The 24,783-nt window shown below is 41.5% G+C and carries 26 protein-coding genes; 19 read left to right on the forward strand and 7 right to left on the reverse strand.

Translation table 11 applies throughout. The features are described from left to right. Positions 1 to 78 precede the first annotated feature (78 nt). The 4 genes from FVA69_RS15740 to FVA69_RS15755 all read right to left on the reverse strand — a co-directional run bounded on the left by FVA69_RS15740 (position 79) and on the right by FVA69_RS15755 (position 4,225). The gene (locus FVA69_RS15740; RefSeq protein WP_004908960.1) at positions 79 to 579 is read right to left on the reverse strand and encodes a protein disulfide oxidoreductase; all 501 of its coding nucleotides are present in this window, start codon (positions 577 to 579) and stop codon (positions 79 to 81) included. Between the two features lie 386 nt (positions 580 to 965). After that, positions 966 to 1,697, reverse strand: a complete 732-nt coding sequence (locus FVA69_RS15745) for a DsbA family protein (protein ID WP_004908958.1) — start codon at positions 1,695 to 1,697, stop codon at positions 966 to 968. After that, positions 1,694 to 3,766: a protein-disulfide reductase DsbD family protein gene (locus tag FVA69_RS15750; protein WP_164529091.1), complete on the reverse strand. Its 2,073-nt coding sequence runs from the start codon at positions 3,764 to 3,766 to the stop codon at positions 1,694 to 1,696. The genes FVA69_RS15745 and FVA69_RS15750 overlap by 4 nt, the downstream gene beginning before the upstream one ends. A gap of 48 nt (positions 3,767 to 3,814) precedes the next feature. Beyond that, positions 3,815 to 4,225 (reverse strand): hypothetical protein, encoded by a 411-nt coding sequence (locus FVA69_RS15755; RefSeq protein WP_042851762.1) that lies wholly within the window; start codon positions 4,223 to 4,225, stop codon positions 3,815 to 3,817. A 609-nt stretch (positions 4,226 to 4,834) separates the two neighbouring features. Here FVA69_RS15755 and FVA69_RS15760 point away from each other — a divergent pair. From FVA69_RS15760 to nadD, 8 genes are all read left to right on the forward strand, one after another. Continuing rightward, the gene (locus FVA69_RS15760) at positions 4,835 to 5,701 is read left to right on the forward strand and encodes a glutamate/aspartate ABC transporter substrate-binding protein (protein WP_004257033.1); all 867 of its coding nucleotides are present in this window, start codon (positions 4,835 to 4,837) and stop codon (positions 5,699 to 5,701) included. Between the two features lie 115 nt (positions 5,702 to 5,816). After that, positions 5,817 to 6,557 carry an amino acid ABC transporter permease gene (locus FVA69_RS15765; RefSeq protein ID WP_109913204.1) on the forward strand — a complete coding sequence of 247 codons (741 nt, stop codon included), beginning with the start codon at positions 5,817 to 5,819 and terminating at the stop codon, positions 6,555 to 6,557. Positions 6,558 to 6,561: 4 nt separating this feature from the next. Beyond that, a complete protein-coding gene (gene gltK / locus FVA69_RS15770) occupies positions 6,562 to 7,239 on the forward strand; it encodes a glutamate/aspartate ABC transporter permease GltK (RefSeq protein ID WP_109913215.1) in 678 nt (225 codons plus the stop codon). Then, positions 7,236 to 7,961 carry an amino acid ABC transporter ATP-binding protein gene (locus FVA69_RS15775; protein WP_004257041.1) on the forward strand — a complete coding sequence of 242 codons (726 nt, stop codon included), beginning with the start codon at positions 7,236 to 7,238 and terminating at the stop codon, positions 7,959 to 7,961. Before gltK ends, FVA69_RS15775 begins: the two co-directional genes overlap by 4 nt. Before the next feature lie 350 nt (positions 7,962 to 8,311). Then, the gene (gene leuS, locus FVA69_RS15780; RefSeq protein ID WP_164529092.1) at positions 8,312 to 10,894 is read left to right on the forward strand and encodes a leucine--tRNA ligase; all 2,583 of its coding nucleotides are present in this window, start codon (positions 8,312 to 8,314) and stop codon (positions 10,892 to 10,894) included. A gap of 30 nt (positions 10,895 to 10,924) precedes the next feature. Continuing rightward, complete coding sequence (gene lptE, locus FVA69_RS15785) at positions 10,925 to 11,464, forward strand: LPS assembly lipoprotein LptE (protein WP_004908937.1); 540 nt, start codon at positions 10,925 to 10,927, stop codon at positions 11,462 to 11,464. Continuing rightward, on the forward strand, positions 11,464 to 12,495 hold the full coding sequence (gene holA, locus FVA69_RS15790) for a DNA polymerase III subunit delta (protein ID WP_164529093.1): 1,032 nt from the start codon (positions 11,464 to 11,466) through the stop codon (positions 12,493 to 12,495). Before lptE ends, holA begins: the two co-directional genes overlap by 1 nt. Continuing rightward, on the forward strand, positions 12,488 to 13,153 hold the full coding sequence (gene nadD / locus FVA69_RS15795) for a nicotinate-nucleotide adenylyltransferase (RefSeq protein WP_109913207.1): 666 nt from the start codon (positions 12,488 to 12,490) through the stop codon (positions 13,151 to 13,153). Before holA ends, nadD begins: the two co-directional genes overlap by 8 nt. Here nadD and FVA69_RS15800 read toward each other — a convergent pair. Next, positions 13,141 to 13,785 (reverse strand): DUF1722 domain-containing protein, encoded by a 645-nt coding sequence (locus tag FVA69_RS15800; RefSeq protein ID WP_238789255.1) that lies wholly within the window; start codon positions 13,783 to 13,785, stop codon positions 13,141 to 13,143. The genes nadD and FVA69_RS15800 overlap by 13 nt on opposite strands. A 344-nt stretch (positions 13,786 to 14,129) precedes the next feature. Here FVA69_RS15800 and rsfS point away from each other — a divergent pair, with 344 nt between their 5' ends. The 9 genes from rsfS to lipA all read left to right on the forward strand — a co-directional run bounded on the left by rsfS (position 14,130) and on the right by lipA (position 22,826). Further along, the gene (gene rsfS, locus FVA69_RS15805; RefSeq protein WP_080641496.1) at positions 14,130 to 14,456 is read left to right on the forward strand and encodes a ribosome silencing factor; all 327 of its coding nucleotides are present in this window, start codon (positions 14,130 to 14,132) and stop codon (positions 14,454 to 14,456) included. Positions 14,457 to 14,458: 2 nt separating this feature from the next. Continuing rightward, a complete protein-coding gene (gene rlmH / locus FVA69_RS15810) occupies positions 14,459 to 14,929 on the forward strand; it encodes a 23S rRNA (pseudouridine(1915)-N(3))-methyltransferase RlmH (RefSeq protein WP_004908925.1) in 471 nt (156 codons plus the stop codon). 32 nt (positions 14,930 to 14,961) lie between these two features. Then, positions 14,962 to 16,851, forward strand: a complete 1,890-nt coding sequence (gene mrdA, locus FVA69_RS15815; RefSeq protein WP_004908921.1) for a peptidoglycan DD-transpeptidase MrdA — start codon at positions 14,962 to 14,964, stop codon at positions 16,849 to 16,851. 37 nt (positions 16,852 to 16,888) lie between these two features. Then, on the forward strand, positions 16,889 to 18,001 hold the full coding sequence (gene mrdB, locus FVA69_RS15820; protein ID WP_109913209.1) for a peptidoglycan glycosyltransferase MrdB: 1,113 nt from the start codon (positions 16,889 to 16,891) through the stop codon (positions 17,999 to 18,001). A gap of 13 nt (positions 18,002 to 18,014) precedes the next feature. Next, positions 18,015 to 18,983, forward strand: coding sequence for an endolytic peptidoglycan transglycosylase RlpA (rlpA, locus tag FVA69_RS15825; protein WP_004908915.1), 969 nt, complete (start codon positions 18,015 to 18,017; stop codon positions 18,981 to 18,983). 172 nt (positions 18,984 to 19,155) lie between these two features. Continuing rightward, complete coding sequence (gene dacA, locus FVA69_RS15830; protein ID WP_109913210.1) at positions 19,156 to 20,367, forward strand: D-alanyl-D-alanine carboxypeptidase DacA; 1,212 nt, start codon at positions 19,156 to 19,158, stop codon at positions 20,365 to 20,367. A gap of 151 nt (positions 20,368 to 20,518) precedes the next feature. Further along, entirely contained in the window at positions 20,519 to 20,782 is a 264-nt protein-coding gene (gene ybeD, locus FVA69_RS15835) for a DUF493 family protein YbeD (RefSeq protein ID WP_004908910.1), read from the forward strand. Between the two features lie 391 nt (positions 20,783 to 21,173). Beyond that, on the forward strand, positions 21,174 to 21,737 hold the full coding sequence (gene lipB / locus FVA69_RS15840; RefSeq protein ID WP_231136593.1) for a lipoyl(octanoyl) transferase LipB: 564 nt from the start codon (positions 21,174 to 21,176) through the stop codon (positions 21,735 to 21,737). A gap of 123 nt (positions 21,738 to 21,860) precedes the next feature. Then, a complete protein-coding gene (lipA, locus tag FVA69_RS15845) occupies positions 21,861 to 22,826 on the forward strand; it encodes a lipoyl synthase (protein WP_004908904.1) in 966 nt (321 codons plus the stop codon). Positions 22,827 to 22,959: 133 nt separating this feature from the next. Here the strand turns inward: lipA and cspE are convergent, their stop codons facing one another. Both cspE and FVA69_RS15855 read right to left on the reverse strand, forming a co-directional pair. Continuing rightward, positions 22,960 to 23,169: a transcription antiterminator/RNA stability regulator CspE gene (cspE, locus tag FVA69_RS15850; RefSeq protein ID WP_004257099.1), complete on the reverse strand. Its 210-nt coding sequence runs from the start codon at positions 23,167 to 23,169 to the stop codon at positions 22,960 to 22,962. Between the two features lie 216 nt (positions 23,170 to 23,385). Beyond that, positions 23,386 to 23,844: a methylated-DNA--[protein]-cysteine S-methyltransferase gene (locus FVA69_RS15855; protein ID WP_004908893.1), complete on the reverse strand. Its 459-nt coding sequence runs from the start codon at positions 23,842 to 23,844 to the stop codon at positions 23,386 to 23,388. Between the two features lie 288 nt (positions 23,845 to 24,132). Here FVA69_RS15855 and nrdH point away from each other — a divergent pair, with 288 nt between their 5' ends. Both nrdH and nrdI read left to right on the forward strand, forming a co-directional pair. Continuing rightward, on the forward strand, positions 24,133 to 24,360 hold the full coding sequence (gene nrdH / locus FVA69_RS15860; RefSeq protein WP_109913212.1) for a glutaredoxin-like protein NrdH: 228 nt from the start codon (positions 24,133 to 24,135) through the stop codon (positions 24,358 to 24,360). Between the two features lie 8 nt (positions 24,361 to 24,368). Next, positions 24,369 to 24,782, forward strand: coding sequence for a class Ib ribonucleoside-diphosphate reductase assembly flavoprotein NrdI (gene nrdI, locus FVA69_RS15865; RefSeq protein WP_109913213.1), 414 nt, complete (start codon positions 24,369 to 24,371; stop codon positions 24,780 to 24,782). Position 24,783: the final 1 nt, after the last annotated feature.

Here is a 24,783-nt window from a genome sequence, read left to right on the forward strand (position 1 = left end):
AATGAGTTTACCATAATGATAAATTAAACTTATAGGCAGAAAAATCCCCTTTTTTAGCCCAAAGGGGATGATAGAAAACTAAAAAGATGCCAACCACATACGCATTTTTAAGCCATAAGAACTCGTCCAACCCGATGTAAAACTGACTAGCTCACCGTTATCAATCACCATAAAAGTGGGCGTCGCACTGACCCCAACCGCATTGGAAAGTTGCCCGCTTATATCGTTGATCACAGGAAAGGTTAGCTCCTTGTTTTCCATCCCCTTGATTAAGCGAGATGTTTCACCTGAACGTATCGCTACCGAAATAATTGGCATACCTGATTGGCTTAATTCTGATACCGTTGGCGAAGTCAAATTACAGACCCCACACCACGTCGCCCAGAAATAAACCAATATCGGTTTTTCTTTACTTAACTCTGCCAATGAAACCGTCTCACCGTTGGCCAGAGTGTGTTGTTCCAATAATACAGGCGCAAGGGTTTGTGGCTTGCGCCATAAATCCATCACTGTAAAGGCAATAAATAAAATAATTGCCAAAACAATAATTTCTTTAGACCATTTTTTTATTTTATTCATATAGTTGCTTACCTATTTGGTATCAAATAGTACAAATCAATGATGTAAGAAACCAAAACATCCACTTAAAATGAATGCTTTAGCATTTAATTAAATATTTGTTTTCCTATCCTCTAATTCTAGAGTTTTGGATTGTTTAATCTTTATCCTCTAATTTTAGAGTTTGGATTGTTTAATCTTTATCCTCTAATTCTAGAGTTTGGATTATTTAATCTTTATCCTCTAATTTTAGAGTTTAGATTATTTAATCTTTATCCTCTAAATAATTCGCGTTGTGGCTAGGCGGCAAACGAGACTATCGTGGGGAGCATACACAAGTATGTGACTCACGTAGTCGAGAGCAGCCAACAACGCCACAGCGCGAAATATGACGAGGATAACGAGGATTATTTGAGCTTAGCCAACTGCTCCTTCACTACCGCCTCAAACTGCTGTGCATCAATAGCACCTGGGATCAACTCATCACCTACCAATGTTGCTGGCGTACCATTCACACCCAATTTCTCTGCCAACATCATATTGGTGCGAATGCCATCACGGCTCTTATCACTGGCTTTCAGTTTATCGTTTCCTGTCGCTTTAAGCGCATCTTTGATATTGGCATCTGATAGCATGCCTTGTTTTTGCATAAATTTGTGGTGTAGAGCTTCAAATGCTTTCGGGTCTTCTTGCCACAGCGTCATGGTTAACTGAGCTGAATCCATTGAAGTCTGGCCTTTAAATGGTAAGTATTTAATTACCACAGCCACATCATCAGGGTATTTTTTCACAAGATCCATCAGTTGTGGGTCGAAACGCTTACAGAATGGGCAGTTAAAATCAGTAAAATTAACCAAAACTAACTTGGCATCTTTTTTACCGATACGCGGGCTGGTTGGGTCATTAAACAAAGCATCGTGCTCCGCTTTTAACGTTTCTTTCATTTGGGCTTGTTGTCTTTCCCCTTGTTTAGCTTGCAGGGCAACAATCGCTTCTTCCAAAATTTCTGGGTTTTCAATCAAAGTATCACGCACTAATTTACGCACTTGCGCTTCTTGGTCTGCACTTAAAGGTGCCGCTTGTGCTACTGACCCCATCATTAGCGACGAAAATAAAACGGCTAAGATTGTTTTTTTCATTTTGTGGCTCCTTTGGCCTGATTCATAACGGATATTAGCGATTCACGGTCAAGTATTGTTGACAGTACTTCGCCTTCGGCCAAGTTAGGGCCATAAATTTGATTAAATGGAACAGCGACCTGCCCACGTTTTTGTAAAAATGCCGTAATTTCAGGTGAAGGTTTGGTCCAATCACCTCGTAAAGTAACAACATCAGGTTCACTAAGTAGCTGTTGGATATCATCTCTCAGTAGTACATTGTATTTATTTGCCTTACAAGTCACACACCATTCAGCAGTAACATCAATAAAGACGCGCTTGTTATCCGCCAGCGCAGCCGTAATCGCTTGCTCAGTCAAAGGTTGCCAATTTACGGTATCTTTAACGAGAGAACGGCTGCCGGAATGCTGTTCTTGCGTCATCCAAACAAACCCACCAGCAAAAACGGCAAATAATATGAATGGCAAGATAGCTGCCCTTACACCTCGTTTTATCGCGATAAAAACAACTAATAATACTAAGAAAATGACAGCAATCGCCGTCGAAGTAGGCACACCAAAATGTGGTATTAATAAGCTAATTAACCATAAGCTAGATACCAGCATCATTAACCCTAGTATGGCGCGTAATTTCAGCATCCACATACCTGGTTTTGGTAGTAAGCGAGAGATAGCCGGAAAAGCAGCGATCAGTAACCACGGTAAACTCATACCGATACCTAATGCGGTGAAGATCAACCACAACTCTTCCATCGGCGCTGCCAGTGCAAATGCTACGGCTGTGCCCAAAAATGGTGCAGAGCAAGGTGTTGCCAATAATGTCGCGAATACCCCTTGCCAAAAATGACCGCTGCTACCATGCCCCCCAGCTGTTGCCAAGCGTGTATTGGCCTTGCTACCTAAGTTGATTTCAAATAAGCCAAATAAATTTGCAGTAAATAGCGCTGTTACCAATACCATAAAACCGATAAACCATGGGTTTTGGAACTGAATACCCCAACCAACAGCTTGTTGACCGACTCGTAATAACGTCATCAATAGCGCCAGTAACCAAAAGGAAACTAAAATACCAAGAGATGACAATAAAAACTGACGGCGAATGGTATTTTGCTCACCATGAGGCACCATCAATACAGAGCCAAGTTTCATCGCTAACACAGGCAGAACGCATGGCATCAGATTAAGGATCAAGCCCCCCAAAAGTGCAAATAGCATCACCTGCCATAACGAAGCACCACTCACTTTTGATGCTATCGTGCCAGTAAATGTACTCACTTGATGACTAATTTGCTGCGAAATTTCGCCATCTGCAACCACAAAAGAAACTGTTTTACCGGTTAAATCGGGAGACTCGCCTCCCCAATCATCACCAACATCTATTGTTGCTGTTAAATGATTGCCTGTTGTCTCTATTACAGGCACGCCTAATGCTGCACCTTCAACCACATCAGTAAAAATGTTAGGTTGTTCCCACGAATTTCCTGAACTTTTTTGTAATTCAATGATTAGCTTATCATTGGTAAAGCCAACTTTGGTTTGCTCTACTAAGCCACTAGATGGTGGAACCGCCCCTTTGGCTTGGTTAAATGCCCAAGTAAAGTCAGCAGGAGCTGGCTCTGTTAAATCGAGTTCAAACGGGTAATCGGTTAAAATACACACATTACTGCAGGTTGATAACGTGAGTGTTCCAGCAAGTTTATCGAGCTTTTCATTACTTGTGACTGTAATGGGGAAAACAATATCTCCCATATAGCCTTGAGTTGAAACACCCGCGACATCAAAGCGACCAGGTGTTGGCCATTGCCAATCTGTTGATTCAACAGGTGACGACCATACAATTTCAGGTGCGACTCCACCTTCGCCAGGCGAACGCCAATAGGTTTTCCACCCGTCATCAAGTTTTACATCGAGCAAAATGTCGATTTTGCCATTTTCCTGTGCCGAACTTAATAACCTGACCTGCGCATGCCGTGGAGTGTTGTCATTCATCCACCCCGTATTCGCAGGTTGCAACCACCCCGTATCTGCAGCGTATAAACTGCTCGAAAATAGTGCAAAAAATATAAAAAATGAATTAATTAAAAAACGCATTGTTTCCTCCAGAATAAATTACACAAACGAGTCCCTATCCGTTGTGTGCTAATTCCGAAGATTACAAAATTGTAAGTGTCGTCTGACTCTTGGAGGGGCATGCTTCTCTTCATTATTTGCTCTAGATATAAATAGATTAGTACAAAATAAAGTTAGCGCAGCCAAAGAAAGAAACATGAAGAAGAATGGTTCAAGAACAGCAGGTAACAAAGTCATTAATGACTTAGCACTCAGTTCACAGCTGGAAAGATGTGTACCGCTGCTATCACTTTGTTTTACCTGTGATTGATCGATATAAGAAACGTGAGTACCCGTGTTAATTTGTGCTTGCGCTAATACATCTGGCACAAAAAAATTGGCGAGCAAACGCTCTCCGACGGCACGTTGATTCATACAAACCAATACCATCAGACAGGCGAATATCACTAATCCTTTACCTAATTTTAAATGCCTGTTCATGCGCATCTTGGTATAACTTCCTGAAATAACACTAATTATGCGACTTTGACAACCATAACGATAAAAACCTATCTTTGACTAATACCGTTACCCCATCTATAAGTTAAATAGAGGTTACATCTTACACAGCAAAACATTCCGTACAAGTGCCATCAGCTAACTTTACAAATATCACCCTCTTTTTCAGTAAACAAAAATGCAGTTCTACCAAAACTAGGCACGCAAATTGCTTTATCTAATATATGGCATGAAACGAAGATAACTTGCACCTTAACAGTGCATGATTATCAGTTTAAGACAATTTTAGATGGTAAATCACCATGTTAGTGCGGTAATTCAAAAATTACCCAAATAATATGCGAGACAGCTCCCGAAATTGAAACAATTCGTTTTCATTAATTAACAAATTTAATTACTTTTTAACAACAATAAAACATATAGCGGATAATCGCGGAATTGTCTAAATCTGCGAAATATTTGCAAACACAACACTACGAAACCACAGTAATTCAGGCGTTATCTCGCGATAGCACCTTAAAAATTACAACGGGTTTACACCGATGTTCTAAAGGAGTTGTAACTATGCGTATAAGTAAACTTGTATTATCGATGATGATTTTAGGTGCAACCTGCGCAGTCCAAGCAGAGGAGTTAAACGGCACTCTGAAAAAAATCAAAGACAACGGTGTAATAGTTGTTGGTCATCGTGAATCTTCCGTACCTTTCTCTTACTATGATAATAGCCAGAAAGTGGTTGGTTACTCACAGGATTATTCAAATGCCATTGTTGATGCAGTGAAGAAAAAATTAAACATGCCTGATCTGCAAGTCAAACTCATTCCAATCACATCACAAAACCGTATTCCACTCCTGCAAAATGGCACATTTGATTTTGAATGTGGTTCAACAACCAATAATGTAGAAAGACAAAAACAAGCCGCTTTCTCTAACACAATCTTTGTGGTTGGGACGCGCTTACTCACTAAAGGTGACTCTGGTGTGAAAGACTTTGCTGACTTAGCCGGTAAAAATGTCGTCGTGACCTCAGGTACAACTTCTGAAATTCTGTTGAATCAGTTAAATGATGAAAAAAATATGAAAATGCGCATTATCAGTGCGAAAGACCATGGTGATTCGTTCCGTACCTTAGAATCAGGTCGTGCTGTTGCCTTTATGATGGACGATGCGTTGTTAGCAGGTGAGCGTGCAAAAGCGAAGAAACCGGATATCTGGGAAATCGTTGGCAAGCCGCAAACCGAAGAAGCTTATGGCTGTATGTTGCGTAAAGATGACCCTCAATTTAAAGCGCTTATCGATGAAACCATTGCGAATGCACAAACATCAGGTGTCGCTGAAAAATCCTTTGATCGCTGGTTCAACCAACCTATTCCTCCGAAAAATCTGAACCTGAAATTTACGTTATCCGATGAAATGAAAGCCTTATTTAAAGAACCAAATGATAAAGCATTAAACTAATAAAAAGACAAACAGGGTATTACTGAAGTAAGAATTGCAAGGCGGTCGTTCCCCGCCTTGCATCCTCTTTTACGACAGTATTCGGGAATTTCATTGCCCACAGGAAGTCAATATTATGTCTATTAATTGGAATTGGGGGATTTTCCTTCAGGAAGCCCCTTTTGGGAATACCACCTACTTAGGGTGGTTAATATCTGGCCTCGAAGTCACCGTAACACTTTCTATTTGCGCCTGGATCATCGCATTTTTAGTCGGTTCATTTTTCGGTATTTTACGTACCGTACCTAACCGCTTTTTAGCTTTTTTAGGTACCGCTTACGTAGAGTTATTCCGTAACGTACCGCTTATCGTACAATTTTTTACTTGGTATTTAGTTATTCCAGAACTTCTCCCTCGTTCAATCGGGGATTGGTTTAAAATGGAATTGGATCCTAATTATCAATTCTTTATTTCCTCAATGCTTTGCCTTGGGTTATTCACCGCAGCACGAATGACTGAGCAAGTACGTGCAGCCATTCAGTCACTGCCTAGAGGGCAAAAAAGTGCCGCACTCGCAATGGGGCTCACTTTGCCACAAACCTATCGCTACGTTCTATTACCCAATGCCTATCGGGTCATTTTGCCACCAATGACCTCAGAAATGTTGAACTTGGTTAAAAACTCAGCCATTGCGTCAACCATTGGCTTAGTCGATATGGCGGCACAAGCAGGAAAGCTATTGGACTATTCTGCTCACGCATGGGAATCCTTTACCGCAATTACATTAGCTTATGTCGGTATTAACGTCATTATCATGATTTTGATGACGTTATTAGAGCGCAAAGTTCGCTTACCAGGCACCATTGGAGGGCGATAAAATGATGTATGAATTTGATTGGAGCTCAATTGCTCCGAGTATGCCCTTTTTAATCGATGGCTTCATTGTCACTGCGAAAATTACACTGACCGCGATAGTGGTGGGAATTTTGTGGGGAACGGTTTTGGCCGTGATGCGGTTATCCACATTCAAGCCAATCAGCTGGTTTGCAGCCCTGTATGTGAATACATTCCGTTCTATTCCGTTGGTTATGGTTTTGCTGTGGTTCTACTTAATCGTTCCTAGCTTATTACAAAATGTTCTAGGCTTATCACCAAAAAATGATATTCGTTTAATTTCTGCAATGATAGCCTTCTCTCTTTTTGAAGCCGCTTATTATTCTGAAATTATTCGTGCGGGTATTCAAAGTATTTCACGAGGACAAGCTTCTGCGGCGTTAGCTTTGGGAATGACAAATATGCAAACCATGCGGCTCGTGGTATTACCGCAAGCCTTTAAAGCCATGGTGCCGCTGTTGTTAACTCAAGGAATTGTTCTGTTTCAGGACTCATCCCTCGTGTATGTACTCAGTTTGACAGACTTTTTCCGTACTGCCACCAATATTGGTGAGCGTGATGGGACACAAGTAGAGATGGTACTGTTTGCGGGTCTGGTGTACTTTATTATCAGTTTTGGCGCTTCTATGTTAGTGAATTATCTTAAGAAAAGGACTGTTTCATGATAACCCTGAAAAATGTATCCAAATGGTATGGCCAGTTTCAGGTGCTTACAGACTGCACAACTGAAGTTAAAAAAGGTGAAGTTGTGGTTGTGTGCGGGCCATCTGGTTCTGGTAAATCCACATTAATAAAAACGGTGAATGGTTTAGAACCAATTCAACAGGGTGAGATTTTTGTGAATGATATTCAAGTTAATAACAAAAAAACTGACCTTGCAAAACTTCGCTCTAAAGTTGGGATGGTATTCCAACACTTCGAGCTATTTCCTCATTTGTCGATTATTGAAAATCTGACATTGGCGCAAGTTAAAGTATTAAACCGCGATAAAAAAGAAGCTGAAGCAAAAGGTTTGAAATTATTGGAACGCGTGGGTTTATCCAGTCATGCCAATAAATTCCCAGCTCAGCTTTCAGGGGGACAACAACAACGTGTCGCTATTGCTCGAGCGCTGTGTATGGATCCTATCGCCATGTTGTTCGATGAACCAACATCGGCCCTTGACCCTGAAATGATCAATGAAGTACTCGATGTTATGGTTGAGCTCGCCAATGAAGGAATGACCATGATGGTGGTGACCCATGAAATGGGCTTCGCCAAAAAAGTGGCTAATCGCGTTATTTTTATGGATGAAGGCAAGATTGTCGAAGACAGTAAAAAAGAAGACTTTTTCGCTAACCCACAATCTGATCGTGCAAAAGATTTCCTCGCAAAAATTCTCCATTAATCTTTCTCAGGGAGCCATTAGGCTCCCTAGCCTTAACACACATTCATGCGGGGCAATATTGTTGCACTATGAGTATTGCCTAAGCGAATAAATCAACAACAACTTGCTGAATTTGAAATAGTTCACGAAACCACTACCATTTCACTGTTTTTTTAGTTAAGTTGTTTGGTTATCAGCGTAAAATATCCTGATCCGTTCCCCGAAAAACAATATCCAGCTTCCCCCTATTAGGTTCAGCTAATCAACTATTGTTGTTTTCGGTGTAGATCCGCTATGCTATGCGGATCTCAATTAAGAAAGACATTCACGCTACAGATGTAGCCTTTATTCACCATAGGATTATCGGTGCCATGCAAGAACAATATCGTCCAGAAGATATAGAGCCTAAAGTACAGCGTCACTGGGATGAAAAAGCAACTTTCAAAGTGACAGAAGACAACAGCAAAGAAAAATACTATTGCCTGTCCATGCTACCTTACCCTTCTGGTCGACTACACATGGGCCACGTACGTAACTACACCATGGGTGACGTTATCTCTCGTTACCAACGTTTGTTGGGGAAAAACGTTCTCCAACCAATTGGTTGGGATGCGTTTGGTCTGCCTGCTGAAGGTGCTGCGGTTAAAAATAATACTGCTCCTGCACCATGGACTTACGCCAATATCGATTACATGAAAAACCAGCTGAAAATGCTCGGTTTTGGTTACGATTGGGATCGCGAAGTCACCACTTGTACTCCTGAATATTACCGTTGGGAACAATGGTTCTTTACTAAACTGTATGAAAAAGGTTTAGTGTACAAAAAAACCTCTGCGGTTAACTGGTGCCCTCACGACTTAACTGTTTTGGCGAATGAACAAGTGGTTGATGGCTGCTGCTGGCGTTGTGACACCCCTGTTGAGCGCAAAGAAATCCCACAGTGGTTTATTAAAATTACCGACTACGCAGAAGAGCTGCTCAACGACCTCGACAAATTAGATGACTGGCCAGAGCAAGTCAAAACCATGCAGCGCAACTGGATCGGCCGTTCCGAAGGGACTGAGATCACATTCAATGTTGCAGACCGTGATGAAACCTTAACAGTCTATACCACTCGCCCTGATACCTTTATGGGGGCAACTTATGTGGCTGTTGCAGCGGGTCACCCTCTGGCTAAAGAAGCCGCGGCAAATAACCCTGAATTAGCCCAATTTATTGATGAATGCCGTAACACCAAAACTGCGGAAGCGGATATGGCGACCATGGATAAAAAAGGCATGGCAACCGGCTTATTCGTTATTCATCCATTAACCCAAGAAAAACTGCCAATTTGGGTCGCTAACTTTGTTTTAATGGAATACGGTACTGGCGCAGTTATGGCCGTTCCTGCTCACGACCAACGTGACTGGGAATTCGCCCACAAATACAACTTACCCATCAAAGCGGTTATTGCCGATGCTGATGGCAACGAGCCTGATTTATCCCAAGAAGCGATGACTGAGAAAAATGCACTGATTAACTCAGGTGAATTCAGTGGATTAGACCACCAAGCGGGTTTCAATGCTATTTCAGATAAACTCGTTGCTCTGGGTGCTGGTCAACGCAAGGTAAACTACCGCTTACGTGACTGGGGTGTTTCACGTCAACGCTACTGGGGTGCTCCAATCCCAATGGCAACATTGGAAGATGGCACTGTGGTTCCGGTTCCTGAAGATCAGTTACCTGTCATTTTGCCAGAAGATGTCGTAATGAACGGTATTACAAGCCCGATTAAAGCAGATCCTGAATGGGCTAAAATGACCATTAATGGTCAACCTGCATTACGTGAAACCGATACCTTCGATACCTTCATGGAATCTTCTTGGTACTATGCTCGTTATACCTGCCCGCAATATGACGACGGCATGTTAGACCCTGAGGCAGCAAACTACTGGTTACCGGTTGACCAATATATTGGTGGTATCGAACACGCCATCATGCACTTAATGTATTTCCGCTTCTTCCATAAGTTGATGCGTGATGCAGGGTTAGTCAACTCCGATGAACCAGCAAAACGCTTACTGTGCCAAGGCATGGTGCTGGCTGATGCATTCTACTACACAGGTAGCGATGGCCAACGTGTTTGGGTTTCCCCAGCCGATGCCATTGTTGAACGTGACGACAAAAACCGTATAACTAAAGCGGTAGACAATGAAGGTCATGAACTGGTGTATACCGGCATGAGCAAAATGTCTAAGTCGAAAAACAACGGTATTGACCCTCAATTAATGGTCGAAAAATACGGTGCGGATACTGTTCGTCTGTTTATGATGTTTGCTGCTCCACCAGAGTTAACCCTTGAGTGGCAAGAATCCAGCGTTGAAGGGGCTAACCGCTTCGTGCGTCGCGTTTGGCGTTTAGTGCATGAGCATTCACAAAAAGGTGCAACTTCACCTTTAGATATCAGCACATTAACACCAGAACAAAAAGACTTACGTCGTGACCTGCACAAAACAATCGCGAAAGTCTCCGATGATTTCAGTCGTCGTTATGCATTTAACACTGCGATTGCCGCTATCATGGAATTCTTGAACAAATTAGTTCGTGCACCACAGGAAACTGAGCAAGACCGTGCATTAGTACAAGAGTCTCTCGAAGCAATCACACTGATGCTATCTCCAATCATTCCACATGCTTGCTTTGAAATGTGGAAAGCGCTCGGTCACCAAACAGACATCGATTTCGCACAATGGCCAGTTGCTGATGAAACAGCCATGATTGACGATACCAAACTGGTTGTCGTTCAAGTTAATGGCAAGGTTCGTGGTCGCATTACCGTTCCGGCTGATGCAAACCAAGAATTTGTCCTAGATATGGCAAAAAATGAACCGAGCGTAGCGAAATACCTTGAAGGTGTTAGCATCCGCAAAGTAATCTATGTCCCAGGCAAATTGCTTAACCTTGTTGTAGGTTAATATTAGGTTATTGGCTGATAAGGAGGCCAGGTGCGTTATCTGATAACTTTATTTTTGAGCTTAGCGGTACTAGTCACCGCAGGTTGCGGTTTTCGTCTTCAAGGAACAACTCAAATTCCTGAGGAACTGAGAACATTGCAGCTAAGTTCAAGTGACCCATATGGCTACCTTACAAGGGCGCTTAGGGAGCAACTGCGGCTCAATAACGTGACCATTCTCGAAACGGGAAGAGCCGGTGTCCCCATTTTGAAAGTTTTGAGCTCTAATGAAAACACTGAAACTGTGTCCGTTTATCAAGATGGTAAAGCGGCAGAGAAACAATTAACACTGGTAATGAATGTGCAAGTGTTGATGCCTGATGGAGCTATCTATCCTTTACAAAGCCGTGTTGAACGCACTTTCTTCGACAACCCTTTAGAAGCGCTTGCGAAAGATGCTGAAAAAGAAATTGTAAGACAAGAAATGCAAGAACAAGCTGCACGTAATATTGTACGTAAATTATTGCTTGTTCATTCAGCAGAACTTGAGAAGGCAAAAAACCAAGCGGCTGATGCGAATACTCAACCATAATGACGCGTATCTACCCTGAACAGCTGGCCTCTTCGTTACAAGAGTCTCTAAGAGGCCGCTATTTAATATGGGGCAATGAGCCCCTTCTTCTTCAAGAAAGCCAAGATGCCATCCGCAAAGCGGCACAAGAACAAGGCTTTGAGGAACATTTTTCGTTTGCTCTTGAGCAAAATACTGACTGGGATGAAATTTTTAGTCTCTGTCAAGCTTTAAGCCTGTTTGCTAGCCGCCAAACACTCACTCTGCTGTTGCCTGAAAATGGCCCTAACGCTGCCATGGCAGAAAAGTTGAATGAACTGGCGCAGCTACTCCATTCAGACCTACTTCTTGTGTTACGCGGCCATAAACTCACGAAAGCACAAGAAAACAGTGCTTGGTTTAAAGCGATTAGCCAAGACGCCATTTATATCAGTTGCCTGACCCCTGAATATCAACGGTTACCACAATGGGTTTCTAAACGCGCCTACAGTATGCGGCTTTCTTTAGAAACCGAAGCTAACCAACTACTTTGCTATTGTTATGAAGGGAATTTACTTGGCTTAGCGCAAGCACTTGAACGGCTATCCCTTCTTTATCCTGATGGTAAACTCACCTACCCTCGTGTCGAAAGTGCCGTGAATGATTCTGCGCATTTTACGCCCTATCATTGGGTTGATGCCCTATTGGCTGGTAAATCGCGCCGTTCTTGGCATATTTTAGAGCAACTGCAACAAGAGGATGTTGAGCCCGTTATATTATTGCGCTCAATCCAACGCGATCTGATGCTGCTAATTACATTGAAACGCCAATCTGTAACAATCCCATTAAAAACATTGTTTGATCAGCACAAAGTTTGGCAAAACCGCCGAGGTGTGCTCACTGAAGCCTTACAACGCTTAACACTGCATCAATTGCAATCCGCATTAATGTTATTAACGCAAGCAGAAATCAATATAAAACAAGATTTTAGCCATTCTCCATGGCCTGACCTGCAATCACTGTCTATGCTATTATGCGGCAAAGCATTTGCAGAGAATTTTATTCATGAGTAATTCATTTTCAAAACAGCATAACTTACTAGCGTTATTCGGTGGAACATTCGACCCCATTCACTTTGGCCATTTACGCCCTGTGCAAGCCCTTGCTCAGCAAGTTGGGCTCGAAAAAGTGATCTTGCTACCAAACCACGTTCCCCCCCATCGCCCACAACCAGAAGCAACTCCATCACAACGTTTAGAAATGGTGAAGTTAGCAATACAGGATAACCCTTTATTTGCTATCGATACGCGTGAATTAGCGAAAAATAGCCCTTCTTATACGATAGAAACTCTCGCTGAACTACGTCAAGAAATTGGGCCAGAAAAGCCCCTTGCGTTTATTATTGGTCAAGATTCTTTATTGTCGATTAATAAATGGTACGGTTGGGATCGAATTTTAGATAACTGTCATCTATTAGTCTGTTCGCGTCCGGGGTATGCCACTCAATTTTCCGACCCTATAATGCAAAACTGGCTGTTAGAACATCAAACAACAGACCCGATTGCTTTAAATCAAACGGCCAATGGGTACATTTTTATTGGGGATACCCCATTGGTAAATATCTCTGCAACAGAGATCCGCGAAAAATTAAGCTCGGGCGACTCTTGTCACGAATTAATTCCAGATGCGGTTTTGCAATATATTCATCAACAGCACCTTTACCAACAATAAGGGAACTCTCTTATTGAACAACTATTAGGATATGGCTCAAAAATAACTTGCTCCATTAAATAGCTGTCTGGGTATTGAACAAGCAATTGCTTCATCATCTCTAATGGCCTGTTTAGTGGTAAATTACCCGCTAAATAGTCATTAATCAGCCATAATAAGCGTTTTTTCTCATCTTTCGTGGCTTTATGTTTGAAATAGCCTTGCATATGGCTCAACGCATTAACTTCAATGTTTTTTGCTGGCACTGCCGCCAATATTTCCATTAAACAGGCTTTATATTGATTAAAAAAACACACAAGGTCGGTACTACTTTTAATACTCGCCACTAAACGCCCTGTATACTGATAGCCAATAGGTGAATACGCCATGATGAGATATTTATGGCAACTATGAAATTGAATCATGTTGTGATGTGTTAAATCGTTATATAAACCATCTAATCTTTCTATCGTATACAATTTCGTTAAAAAGCAGTCCCACAACGCTATATCTTGTAGCTTATCATCCGTTAATATCGGAATATTCGCAGGGAATAATCCTTGTAATTTAACAAGTTGCTGTCTAGAGCAAATAATACCATTAACTTTATTTTGCATCCGCTCATGGGTGAGGTTCGTTACAAATTCAACCATAGAATTCACCTGTGGATGAATATTAGCGGATAGATGATTAATTCCTTCAAATATAAAAACTTTTGGTTTAATTATTTGCACAATACACGTCTCATTCTAAAATATTTGTCAGGAGTACAGTTTTTAGCGTTATTTTGTAAAGTTAGCACAAACTTCTTGCTCAAATGTACGGATATCCCTATAAATTTCACTCCACGATGAATAAAAAATAATTTAGCCGATTTTTCTTAAAATCTAGGGTAAAATAGCAGGGCTGTTAATATGTTTACTTTGTTATCAGCGATTATTTTATCTACAAACTACAAACAGTGTTTAACGTGATATTCTGTTTATTTGAATAAAAGGTGAACCTTTTGCAAGGAACTGAACTCCAACAATTTATTATCGATCAGCTTGATGATGCTAAAGCAGAAGATATCATTACTATCGATGTTCAAGGGAAATCAAGTATTACCGATCAGATGATCATCTGTACAGGGACATCGAGCCGCCATTTGATGTCAGTCGCTGACAGGTTAATCGAAGCTTGCCGTAAAAATGGTTTAATGCCATTAGGTGTTGAAGGGCAAGGTATTTCTGATTGGATAGTCGTCGACCTTGGCGATGCCATTGTTCATATTATGCAAGATGAGAGTCGTCGTATGTATGAATTAGAAAAGCTCTGGAGCTGAGTTTGAAATTACAGCTCATCGCCGTTGGAACAAAAATGCCGGACTGGGTCCAGACCGGCTTTATGGATTACCTCCACCGTTTTCCTAAAGATATGCCATTTGAATTAACGGAAATCCCTGCAGGAAAACGCGGGAAAAATGCAGATATAAAACGCATTCTAGAAAAAGAAGGCGAATTAATGCTCGCAGCTGTAGGTAAAGGAAATCGCATCGTCACCTTGGATATTCCAGGCGATCGTTGGGACACCCCAAAACTTGCCGTACAACTCGATAAATGGAAACAAGATGGCCGTAATGTCAGCTTATTAATCGGTGGTCCCGAAGGCCTTGCACCTGCTTGTAAAGCGGCGGCAGAGCAAAGTTGGTCACTATCACCACTAACGCTACCTCATCCACTGGTTCGTGTTCTTGTTGCCGAGAGTCTTTATCGCGCATGGAGTATTACGACTAACCACCCTTATCACAGGGAATAGTCAGGTTTAAATATGTTCAAAATGGCAATGGGATGAAAACACAACGCACCCCTTTTCGCGACCATACCGCTGAATCAGTTTTATTTATCCGCCGAGCGCTTATCGCCTTCGGTGTGATTGTCATTTTAACGTCTATTCTTGTGACCAATTTGTATCACTTACAAATTGTCCGCCACGAAGATTACCAAACACGGTCAAATGATAACCGAATCAAATTGGTGCCTATTGCACCAAGCCGTGGGATTATTTATGACCGCAGAGGGACTCAACTCGCCCTTAATAGCACGTTTTACCAGCTAGAAATCGTGCCGGAAAAAGTCAGTAATCTGCAAGAAACCTTAGATAACCTTCGTAATGTAGTAGATTTAACTGACGAAGACATTACTAATTTTGAAAAAGAGCGTAAGCGCTCACGTCGGTTTACCTCTATTGCATTGAAAACCCAGCTCAACGAAGTTCAAGTTGCTCGTTTTGCCGTTAATCAGTACCGTTTTCCCGGTTTAGAAGTCAAAAGTTACCAACGACGCTCTTACCCATATGGTTCAGCATTAACCCATGTGATTGGTTATGTGGCAAAAATCAATGACAAAGATGTTGAACGTCTTGATAAAGAAGGTTTATTACCTAATTATGCTGCTAGTCATGATATCGGTAAATTAGGTATTGAGCGTTATTATGAAGATGTCTTACACGGTAAAACCGGCTATGAAGAAGTGGAAGTGAATAGCCGCGGTCGCGTTATTCGACAATTGCATGAGCAACCACCGCAAGCAGGTCGAGATATCTACCTCACTATTGACCTTGAATTACAAATTTATATCGAAAAACTGTTAACCACCAGCCGTGCAGCCGTAGTGGTCACTGACCCACGTAATGGCGAAATTTTGGCTCTGGTATCTAATCCAAGTTATGACTCTAACTTGTTTGTAAACGGCATCTCAAATAAAGATTATCAAGCGTTATTAAATAATCCTGACAGACCGCTGATTAACCGAACAACTCAAGGGTTATATCCCCCTGCATCGACAGTAAAACCCTTTATTTCTGTTGCGGCATTAAGTGAAAAGGTCATCACACCGAATACGACCATTTTTGACCCTGGTTGGTGGCAATTGCCGGGCTCCGAAAAACGTTACCGTGACTGGAAGCGCTGGGGGCACGGCAAGCTGAATGTTTCAAAGTCAATCATTGAATCAGCGGATACTTTCTTCTATCAAGTGGCTTATGATATGGGGATTGATCGTATTTCTGAGTGGATGGGTCGTTTTGGTTTTGGTGATTATACCGGAATTGACCTTGCAGAAGAACGTTCTGGTATCATGCCAACCCGTGAATGGAAACAAAAACGCTATAAAAAGCCTTGGTATCAAGGCGATACCATTCCAGTTGGGATTGGGCAGGGCTATTGGACAGCAACACCAATTCAAATGTCAAAAGCATTAATGACATTAATCAATGATGGCCAAGTTAAAACCCCACATTTGCTTTACGGCACAAAATTGGGTAATGCCATGGTGCCTTATGAAGACAAAGAAACCAAACAAATTGGCGATATCAATTCCGGTTTTTGGGAGCTAGCGAAGCATGGAATGTACGGTGTCGCTAATGCACCGAATGGTACTGGACGCCGTAGTTTCATTGGTACCCCTTATAAAGCGGCAGCAAAATCAGGTACTGCGCAGGTCTTCAGCTATGAAACCTATAATGCCAGTAAACTTGCTGAGCACCTACGCGACCACAAATTGATGATTGCTTATGCTCCGTATGATAAACCCACGATTGCCGTTGCAATTATTCTGGAAAACGGGGGCGCGGGCCCAGCAGTCGGTGACATTGTGCGGCAAATATTTGACCACGTTCTTCTTGGTGATAACCGTACTGAAGTCGCGGTGTCAGCAACTAATGCAGGAGAAGATCGCTGATGCATAATCCTAATAATAACAATGAGCTATAAAGAATATGACAGACGATAAGAAAAAAATTTCGTTATCCACACGTCTGCATATAGATGTGCCTATGCTGCTAATTATTATCGCGTTGCTTGCATACAGCGCATTTATTATGTGGAGTGCTAGCGGCCAAGATCCTGAAATGATGGAGCGTAAATTAGGGCAGATAGCGACAGGCTTCGTCGTTATGATAGTAATGGCGCAGATCCCTCCTAGAATGTATGAAAATTGGGCGCCTCACCTGTTTATCTTCTGCGTTATTTTACTGATTTTTGTTGATGTTTTTGGGCAGATAAGTAAAGGGGCACAGCGCTGGTTAGACTTGGGTTTTATTCGGTTCCAACCCTCTGAAATTGCAAAAATTGCCGTCCCTTTAATGGTCGCTCGTTTCATGAACCGAGACCTATGCCCTCCTTCATTCAAAAATACATTAATTGCACTCGTATTGATTTTTGTACCAACATTATTAGTGGCTGCACAGCCTGACCTTGGTACCTCGATTTTAGTTGCAGCTTCAGGCCTATTCGTTTTGTTCCTTGCCGGAATGAGTTGGCGGCTTATTGCAGTTGCCGCCATTGCGCTCGCCGCCTTTATTCCACTACTGTGGTTCTTTTTAATGCATGGTTATCAAAGAGCCCGTGTCATGATGTTATTAGACCCAGAAACTGACCCACTAGGCGCTGGTTACCATATTATCCAATCAAAAATTGCGATTGGTTCTGGTGGATTAATGGGTAAAGGTTGGCTACATGGCACACAATCACAACTTGAATTTTTACCGGAAAGACATACCGACTTTATTTTTGCCGTGTTAGCAGAAGAACTTGGCTTAGTCGGTGTGCTTATTTTACTTGGTTTATACCTTTTATTGATTATTCGTGGGCTTTATATTGCTGCTAGCGCACAAAATACTTTTGGTCGGGTTATGGTTGGTGGTTTGATCTTAATCCTTTTTGTCTATGTATTTGTGAATATCGGTATGGTCAGTGGTATATTACCAGTGGTTGGTGTTCCCCTCCCTTTAGTGAGCTACGGGGGCTCCGCTTTGATTGTTTTAATGGCTGGATTCGGTATTATCATGTCGATACATACACACCGAAAATTCCTTTCCAAAAGTTTATAAAATGAGGCTTAGTATGCGTTTACAATGGATAATGCTTGGCGTCACCGCCGCGCTACTTAGTGGCTGTGTGACAGACGAAGTTAAACAACCAGCCCAAGTGCCAACCAATGTACCCACTCAAGATGTATTAGGTGCAGAGCCTCATTATGAGCCGTATCATCCAACTGCCAATAATGATTACTCACGTAATGGTCAACAGTACCAAATCGTACGCGACCCGTCACAATTTAGCCAAGTGGGTTATGCGTCTATTTATGGTGCGGAGTCTGCAGGAAATATGACTGCGATTGGTGAACGTGTTAATCCAGTGGAATTAACTGCAGCTCACCCAACGTTACCGATCCCTAGCTATGTCCGCATCACCAACATGATGAATGGCCGGATGATGGTCGTGCGTGTTAATGATCGTGGGCCTTATACGCCAGGAAAAAGTATTGCAGTATCACGTGCAACCGCTGACCGCCTGAATTTAATGCCGACGACAAAAATTAAAATTGATGCCATTCAAGTCGCTCAAGACGGCACCTTGTCAGGAACTGGAACCGTTGGCTCTAATTTTGTGAAACAAAGCTATGCATTGCCGGGGCGCCCGCAATTAGGTTCTGGCCCAATGGGTACCCCTGTGATGGAGAACTTGCCAACGCCAGAAAATACATTGCCCGTTCAGCAACCAAAAGAGCCGATGCAGCCTACGATGCCTGACATGAGCTTACAAACACCAACGCCACCACCAACAACAACGGAAGAAGTGGTTCCTGAGCGTGGTTTTCTCGTTCAAGCAGGCGCCATTAGTAGCCAAACCAATGCACAAAATATGCTGAATGAATTGAAAACACAGTTTAATGTTCCTGGGCGGTTACAACCCTATAATGGCATTTACCGAGTACAGTTAGGACCATTTAGTACAAGGCAACAAGCCGTTGAGGTTCAAGGCCGTTTACAGTCTGAAAAAAATCAATCGTCAATGGTCGTTGCGCCTTAGTACAACGTAGCTTTAGGTTGCTCCATTACATTTGATGCAACCTAAAGTTAGGCAATGTTAAACTGACAAAAAAATCATTGGTACAGTGCAAAAGTGGCTTTTTTCTTATCCCATTCTTTTGCTAAACTGCGCCTCCTTGTGTTAACCGAATTTCGGATGTAATGGTAAAACCATGAATAATGTCGCTCCATCACGCATCGTGCGTCATACTGTGCTGGGCTCCGCACTCCTTCTTATGACTGCTAATATTGCGAATGCTAATGAAACCTTCCCGAATACATCAATTCCTGCAGCACCTGCTATTGATGCAGAAGCTTATATCTTAATTGATTATAATTCAGGGAAAGTTCTCGCTGAAAGTAATGCCGACCAACGCCGCGATCCTGCGAGTTTGACAAAAATGATGACCAGTTATGTTATTGGTCAAGCAATTAAGTCAGGTAAAATTGGTGAAAATGATATCGTCACGGTCGGAAATGATGCGTGGGCTACCGGTAACCCGGTGTTTAAAGGCTCATCATTGATGTTCTTAAAACCTGGCGACCGCGTTAGCGTATCTCAATTAACTCGTGGTATTAACTTGCAATCAGGTAACGACGCTTGTGTTGCTATGGCCGACTACATTGCGGGTGACCAAGCCAACTTTGTTCAATTAATGAATGGCTATGTAAACAAATTAGGGCTAAAAAATACCCATTTCCAAACCGTTCATGGTTTAGATGCCGAAGGCCAATACAGCTCAGCCCGTGATATGGCACTTATTGGGCAAGCACTCGTACGTGATGTGCCTGATGAGTACGCAATCTATAAAGAAAAAGAATTTACCTTTAACAATATCCGCCAAACAAACCGTAATGGCCTATTGTGGGATAAGAGCCTTGCTGTTGATGGCATCAAAACAGGCCATACTAATGCCGCTGGCTATAACCTTGTCGCCTCCGCAACCGATGGTGATATGCGCCTGATCTCCGTTGTTATGGGAGGTAAAAGCAGCAAAGGCCGTGATGCCGAAAGTAAAAAGTTACTCACTTACGGTTTCCGCTTTTATGAAACCGTTAAACCATTACAAGCCAATGTGGATTTTGCCAGTGTGCCAGTCTGGTTTGGTGATGAAAATGAAGTAAAATTAGGTGTCACTGAAGATTTATACCTCACCATCCCACGAGGTCGCTTAAAAGATTTAAAAGCCAGTTATGAGCTATCTACAACTGAGCTAGAAGCCCCATTAACCAAAGGGCAGCAAGTCGGTACTATTAGCTTCCAACTTGATGGTAAAATTATCGAACAGCACCCTTTAGCAGTATTAAAAGATGTTGAAGAAGGTGGCTTTTTCAGTCGGTTAATTGACTATATTAAATTACTCTTCCACCGTTGGTTTGGTTAAGACTTGAAACTAAAATAAGTCATCCCCATATAGTAAATATCGAAATAGAGTAAGTATCGAAATGTTTGTTGGATGAATACATCTCATTGGCTGGTTTAATACCAGCCAATCTTTTTCAGCCAGCAGCCCAATTTAAAAATTAGGAGTGCCCATGAAAACGAAATTAGGTGAACTGCTTGAGTTCCCATGCCCATTAACTTACAAAGTCATGGGTTTGGCACAGCCTGAATTGGTTGATCAAGTGATTGAAGTGATACAACGTCATGCTCCGGGGGATTACTCTCCAGACGTAAAACCGAGCAGCAAGGGGAATTATCACTCCGTTTCTATAACTATCAATGCCACCCATATTGAACAAGTGGAAACTTTGTATAGCGAATTAGGTGCATTAGAATTAGTTAAAGTTGTACTTTAATTTCTGTAAAAATAAACTACATCCCAAAGGTTAACCATAACCGATTAAGGTGTAGTTTTTTATTTATTCTGCACTACAGAGCCTTATAATTATTTTTTCTTGCTGATAGTACAAATAAAATAAGTTTTTCATCAAAATGCCTAATGAGAAATAACTTTTCATATCAATTCCCAAACCTAAAAATATAAACGTCCCCAAATTTTTACCTTTTTCATATTTCACTCAAAAAAATCGCGTTAACATATTCATAACATGACAAAACTAGCACTCCCCCCCTACCAGCGTTATACTAAGTACTCAATTTTTTCAGGTGGATGTTAAAACATTGTCAGAACGAACGATAATTATCCGTCAATTAGGCCTTGCGCCGTACCAGCAAGTATCCGATGCGATGCATCAATTTACTGAAGAGCGCACTGAAAATACGTGTGATGAAGTATGGCTAGTTGAACACCCTCGCGTATTTACTCAAGGTCAAGCAGGGAAAGCAGAGCATGTACTAGCCCCCGGTGATATCCCTGTTATACAAAGTGATAGAGGTGGTCAAGTCACCTATCATGGGCCAGGACAGCAAGTGATGTACGTGATGCTCAACTTAAAGCGCAACAAAATTGGTGTTAGAGAACTCGTCACCGCACTGGAAAATACCGTCGTGAATACCCTTGCCCACTTTAATATAGCAGCGTATCCTCGCCCTGATGCTCCCGGTGTCTATGTGAATGGCGACAAAATTTGTTCTCTTGGATTACGCATAAGGCAAGGCTGCTCTTTTCATGGTCTCGCTTTGAACATTAGTATGGATCTTGAACCCTTTAATCGCATAAACCCTTGTGGTTACAGTGAATTAAAGATGACTCAGGTTAGTGATCTTGCTCCCAATGTGTCATTATCTGATGTTCAACCTGTGCTAATTCGTCAATTCTGTGACACACTGGGATTTCATATTGTTCAATAATAATGCTATAATTTTTTAACATTTTTAAAAAATATTTTAATGAATGGATAACAGCCTTCATTTGGTTTTATTTAGAATTATCACTTATCCATCAGCATAAAAGATAACTGGAATCGTCATATTATGAGTAAACCAATTCAGATAGAACGCGGAATTAAATATCGTGACGCCGACAAAATGGCGCTGATCCCTGTCAAAAACGTTGTGACTGAACGAGAAGAAATTCTACGTAAACCTGACTGGATGAAAATTAGGCTTCCAGCTGACTCCACTCGTATTCAAGGCATTAAAGCAGCCATGCGCAAAAATGGGCTGCATTCTGTTTGTGAAGAAGCTTCATGCCCTAATCTCTCTGAGTGCTTTAACCATGGTACTGCGACCTTTATGATTTTAGGCGCTATCTGTACCCGCCGCTGCCCATTCTGTGATGTTGCTCATGGTCGTCCAAATGCACCGGATGCCAACGAGCCTGAAAAATTAGCGCAAACCATTAAAGATATGGCATTACGCTATGTCGTTATTACGTCAGTTGACCGAGATGATCTACGTGATGGCGGAGCACAGCACTTTGCTGATTGCATTAGCGCTATTCGTGAAAAAAGCCCATCGATTAAAATTGAAACACTAGTTCCTGATTTCCGTGGCCGTATGGATCGCGCATTAGAAATTTTAACCGCGACACCACCTGATGTGTTTAACCATAACCTTGAAAATGTACCACGTGTTTACCGTCAAGTTCGCCCTGGTGCTAATTATGAATGGTCTTTAAAATTGCTCGAAAAATTTAAAGAAGCCCATCCCGATATCCCAACTAAATCAGGGTTAATGGTTGGTCTTGGTGAAACCAATGAAGAAATTATCGAGGTTATGCGCGACTTACGTCGCCATGGCGTAACGATGCTTACACTAGGCCAATACTTACAACCAAGCCGTCATCACTTACCCGTCAAACGCTATGTCAGCCCTGCGGAGTTCGATGAGATGAAAGAAGAAGCCATGGCAATGGGCTTCACTCACGCAGCTTGCGGCCCATTCGTTCGCTCTTCTTACCATGCTGATTTACAAGCTAAAGGTGAGGAAGTTAAATAGCCTCCACTATTTTACGTATAAACAAAAAATGCCTGATTTTCATCAGGCATTTTTTATTGCAATAGATAAAAAAACTCGCCCTAGATAACTAGCGCGAGTTTTCAGCTGTTCGTTTTAATCTTAATTATAAAAATTACAGAGGAATAACGTTAGCAGCAGATGGGCCTTTAGCACCTTCAGTAATTTCAAATTCCACTTTTTGGCCTTCAGCTAAGGTTTTGAAACCATCGCCCATAATCGCAGAAAAGTGAACAAATACATCTTTGCTACCATCTTCTGGAGTGATAAAACCAAAACCTTTAGATTCGTTGAACCACTTAACGTTACCTTTAACTTTAGACATCAAATATTACCTTTAAAATAAAATAGACACACCATCTGTATCAAGCTCAGTACATCAGATTTCTCAGTTACTTGTCTACAACCTAGATCACGAAAATGGACTAAAAAGATAAAAAAATATTATTTATCGATAGAACAGGTTCTGATTTCGACAATAATTCTTATCAATAGCAATTATCACAACCAATAGTATTATCTATAGCTAATTATTTAGTTTTTACTTCTCATGTAAAAGTAGCCAGTCTTTGATATCTAAGCCCCCTGTATACCCCACTAATTTCCCATCATGTCCAAGTACACGATGACAAGGAACAATTAATGAGATTGGATTACGTGAGTTTGCCATGCCGACTGCGCGACAATAATTAGCTGAGCCTAACTTTAAAGCCAAATCTTTATAGCTCCAGCGTTCCCCATAAGGTATCCCACAAAGATGTTTCCAGACTTTTTTCTGAAATTCTGTACCTTGTGGATTTAATGCCACCGTAAAAACTGTTCTTTTGTGATTAAAATATTCCTTTAGTTCTTTCACACAAAGCTTCGAATGCTCATTCTTCGTTTCTTTTTCTGTTTTTTCATCAACAAAATAAAGGCTCGTTATTCCGTTGTCATCAGCCGTAATATGGACCCACGGTTTAGGAAATTTATCCGGTGTCGCTAAATATTGATGGTACATAGTATCTCCTCAAAAGGACTCAATTACCTGATTGTATATACAGTTATAGAGTAAATTATTTCCACTTTGCAATGATCTTTTTTCTTAGAGTGTCTATCTGAATCATCTAATACGATATTTTTTTATTTTCAATGTTAATAACCACCTAGCCAACAATTAGAATGATTATCATTCAATATTTCATATTCACTACATATTGTATGGTTGATAAATTTAAAATCCATATATAGTATTTATGTATCACATGCCTTATTTTTAATGCGAATAAACATTCAAAAGGTAAATAACATGACTGAGATTACCATTTATAGTAAACCTAACTGCGTTCAGTGTAATGCTACTTATCAAGCCTTAGATCGCAAATCTATTTCCTACCAAATTATTGACCTTACTGAAGATAACCAAGCCCTTGAACTCGTAAAAAAATTAGGTTATCAACAAGTCCCTGTTGTTATTGCAGGTGACAAACATTGGGCCGGTTTTCGACCTGACATGATTAGCCTATTAGCCGCTTAGGTGATGTCATGGAAACGGAATCACTCATCTATTTTTCAAGTCGCTCAGAAAATTGCCATCGCTTTATTGAAAAGCTCGGTATCCCTGCAACACGGTTACCTATTGGCAACCACGAAAGTAGCCTAATTGCGACAAGACCTTATGTTTTATTACTACCAACCTATGGTGGTGGCGGTACAAAAGGGGCTGTTCCAAAAGAAGTGATTCAATTTCTTAATATTGAAGCCAATCGCGCATTTATCCGTGGTGTTATTGCTGCGGGTAATACCAATTTTGGTGATGCCTATGCAATAGCTGGAAATATCATCGCGCAAAAATGCCATATTCCCTACCTATATCGGTTTGAACTTCTTGGTACTGATAAAGATGTTCAATCCGTTCAACGAGGCCTAAAAACGTTTTGGCAACGTACAAACAACTAGA

Source organism: Providencia sp. PROV004, assembly GCF_011045615.1.
Taxonomy (GTDB): domain Bacteria; phylum Pseudomonadota; class Gammaproteobacteria; order Enterobacterales; family Enterobacteriaceae; genus Providencia; species Providencia rettgeri.

Bases quoted from the DNA above. Each gene is read 5' to 3' on its own strand.
- nrdH (WP_109913212.1), top strand. From the start codon at position 24,133: ATGACTGAGATTACCATTTATAGTAAACCTAACTGCGTTCAGTGTAAT.
- cspE (WP_004257099.1), bottom strand. From the start codon at position 23,169: ATGTCTAAAGTTAAAGGTAACGTTAAGTGGTTCAACGAATCTAAAGGT.
- rlpA (WP_004908915.1), top strand. From the start codon at position 18,015: ATGCGTTTACAATGGATAATGCTTGGCGTCACCGCCGCGCTACTTAGT.
- FVA69_RS15800 (WP_238789255.1), bottom strand. From the start codon at position 13,785: ATGGTTGAATTTGTAACGAACCTCACCCATGAGCGGATGCAAAATAAA.
- lipA (WP_004908904.1), top strand. From the start codon at position 21,861: ATGAGTAAACCAATTCAGATAGAACGCGGAATTAAATATCGTGACGCC.
- gltK (WP_109913215.1), top strand. From the start codon at position 6,562: ATGTATGAATTTGATTGGAGCTCAATTGCTCCGAGTATGCCCTTTTTA.
- FVA69_RS15760 (WP_004257033.1), top strand. From the start codon at position 4,835: ATGATGATTTTAGGTGCAACCTGCGCAGTCCAAGCAGAGGAGTTAAAC.
- nadD (WP_109913207.1), top strand. From the start codon at position 12,488: ATGAGTAATTCATTTTCAAAACAGCATAACTTACTAGCGTTATTCGGT.
- mrdB (WP_109913209.1), top strand. From the start codon at position 16,889: ATGACAGACGATAAGAAAAAAATTTCGTTATCCACACGTCTGCATATA.
- FVA69_RS15855 (WP_004908893.1), bottom strand. From the start codon at position 23,844: ATGTACCATCAATATTTAGCGACACCGGATAAATTTCCTAAACCGTGG.
- FVA69_RS15740 (WP_004908960.1), bottom strand. From the start codon at position 579: ATGAATAAAATAAAAAAATGGTCTAAAGAAATTATTGTTTTGGCAATT.
- FVA69_RS15765 (WP_109913204.1), top strand. From the start codon at position 5,817: ATGTCTATTAATTGGAATTGGGGGATTTTCCTTCAGGAAGCCCCTTTT.
- FVA69_RS15745 (WP_004908958.1), bottom strand. From the start codon at position 1,697: ATGAAAAAAACAATCTTAGCCGTTTTATTTTCGTCGCTAATGATGGGG.
- FVA69_RS15750 (WP_164529091.1), bottom strand. From the start codon at position 3,766: ATGCGTTTTTTAATTAATTCATTTTTTATATTTTTTGCACTATTTTCG.
- nrdI (WP_109913213.1), top strand. From the start codon at position 24,369: ATGGAAACGGAATCACTCATCTATTTTTCAAGTCGCTCAGAAAATTGC.
- leuS (WP_164529092.1), top strand. From the start codon at position 8,312: ATGCAAGAACAATATCGTCCAGAAGATATAGAGCCTAAAGTACAGCGT.
- mrdA (WP_004908921.1), top strand. From the start codon at position 14,962: ATGAAAACACAACGCACCCCTTTTCGCGACCATACCGCTGAATCAGTT.
- ybeD (WP_004908910.1), top strand. From the start codon at position 20,519: ATGAAAACGAAATTAGGTGAACTGCTTGAGTTCCCATGCCCATTAACT.
- lipB (WP_231136593.1), top strand. From the start codon at position 21,174: ATGCATCAATTTACTGAAGAGCGCACTGAAAATACGTGTGATGAAGTA.
- holA (WP_164529093.1), top strand. From the start codon at position 11,464: ATGACGCGTATCTACCCTGAACAGCTGGCCTCTTCGTTACAAGAGTCT.
- FVA69_RS15755 (WP_042851762.1), bottom strand. From the start codon at position 4,225: ATGAACAGGCATTTAAAATTAGGTAAAGGATTAGTGATATTCGCCTGT.
- dacA (WP_109913210.1), top strand. From the start codon at position 19,156: ATGAATAATGTCGCTCCATCACGCATCGTGCGTCATACTGTGCTGGGC.
- FVA69_RS15775 (WP_004257041.1), top strand. From the start codon at position 7,236: ATGATAACCCTGAAAAATGTATCCAAATGGTATGGCCAGTTTCAGGTG.